This is a genomic window from Luteolibacter flavescens, from assembly GCF_025950085.1.
Lineage (GTDB): Bacteria > Verrucomicrobiota > Verrucomicrobiia > Verrucomicrobiales > Akkermansiaceae > Haloferula > Haloferula flavescens.
In genome coordinates, this window is the sequence record NZ_JAPDDS010000069.1 from 1 (window position 1) to 1,059 (window position 1,059).

A 1,059-nucleotide genomic window follows, 5' to 3' on the forward strand; every position below is an offset into this window, starting at 1 on the left:
GGCCAATCAAAACAAGACAAACTCAGACACCAGTAAAAGAACAAACAGCTTACTGTCAATAACAATAACAATGTGGCTTCTTAACTACACATAAGAATGTTGCCTGTCAAGCATCAAACATGTACAGCACCAAACATATCTGTCTTGGGAGTAATATGTTATATACAGCAACACCAGACTTTACACACCAGGCACGACCTTTCTTGCACCAACAAACACACTACGCACTTGGGAGGGTGAAAGAAGCAAAGCAACCACTGATGAACACTTTCACGTTTGCTCGTTGTGAATCGAAAATTTCTTTAGGCCCCAAAGCACCCGATGAGTTTCTTGGGAGCATGGCCGGTGGCACGGTACTTGGCTGCCATCTCCTCGGCCTTTAGGACTTCCTCGCCGCGCTTTGCCTCGACCATTGCTCTCTTCTCCTCAGCTTCCTTGTGGACGATCGCGACTTTGTTCTTCATCTTCTCTGCATATTCAGCCTTCTTCTTTTCCAGTTGCTCCTCAATCTTCTTCAGTTGAGCTTCTATGTTTGCTTTCTTTGTGTTCTCCCAGGAAAGAATAGCAGATAGCTTCTTCGAAGCCTTGTTCTCAGCTTTTGTCTTCTCATTTTCCTCCCATGCTTTGATCAATGAGTTCCTCTTCTCAGTTTCCACCCTTGCAAGAGCAACATCTCTGTCATTAGAGCCCCCTTGAGCAGGTTTCTCGGCAGGAGGTTCATCTGCAACCTTCTCGACGATGGCCAGCGCCTTGGAGTCGTCGACGGGAGGCTTCTCCTCCTCGGCCGGCGGCGCGGGGGCGGGGATGACGGCCTTCTCCTCGGCGACGTCCTTGGCAGCCGGCTCCGTCTCCGCGGCAGCGGCAGCGGCGGGTGGCGCCTCGGTGACCTCCACCTCCACCTTCTTGGCCTCCTCCTCAGCCATGGCGCGCGACGACGACGGGCGGGCGCGGCGGATGGGGACGGTGTGGACGGCGAGCGCGCACATCATCACGGCGGTGATCGGCTCCGGCGTGCTGTCGCTGGCGTGGGCGATCGCGCAGCTCGGCTGGGTGGCCGGC

General features: G+C 54.6%; 2 protein-coding genes. One reads left to right on the forward strand and one right to left on the reverse strand.

Features of this window, described 5'->3' with window-relative positions; genetic code table 11:
* Positions 1-302 precede the first annotated feature (302 nt).
* Entirely contained in the window at positions 303-923 is a 621-nt protein-coding gene (locus OKA04_RS25035) for a hypothetical protein (RefSeq protein WP_264503873.1), read from the reverse strand.
* 31 nt (positions 924-954) lie between these two features.
* Between OKA04_RS25035 and OKA04_RS25040 the strand changes: the two genes are divergently transcribed.
* Positions 955-1,059, forward strand: a 105-nt coding sequence (locus tag OKA04_RS25040) for a hypothetical protein (protein WP_498049463.1), incomplete at its 3' end; no start/stop codon positions are given.

Bases quoted from the DNA above. Each gene is read 5' to 3' on its own strand.
- OKA04_RS25035 (WP_264503873.1), bottom strand. From the start codon at position 923: ATGGCTGAGGAGGAGGCCAAGAAGGTGGAGGTGGAGGTCACCGAGGCG.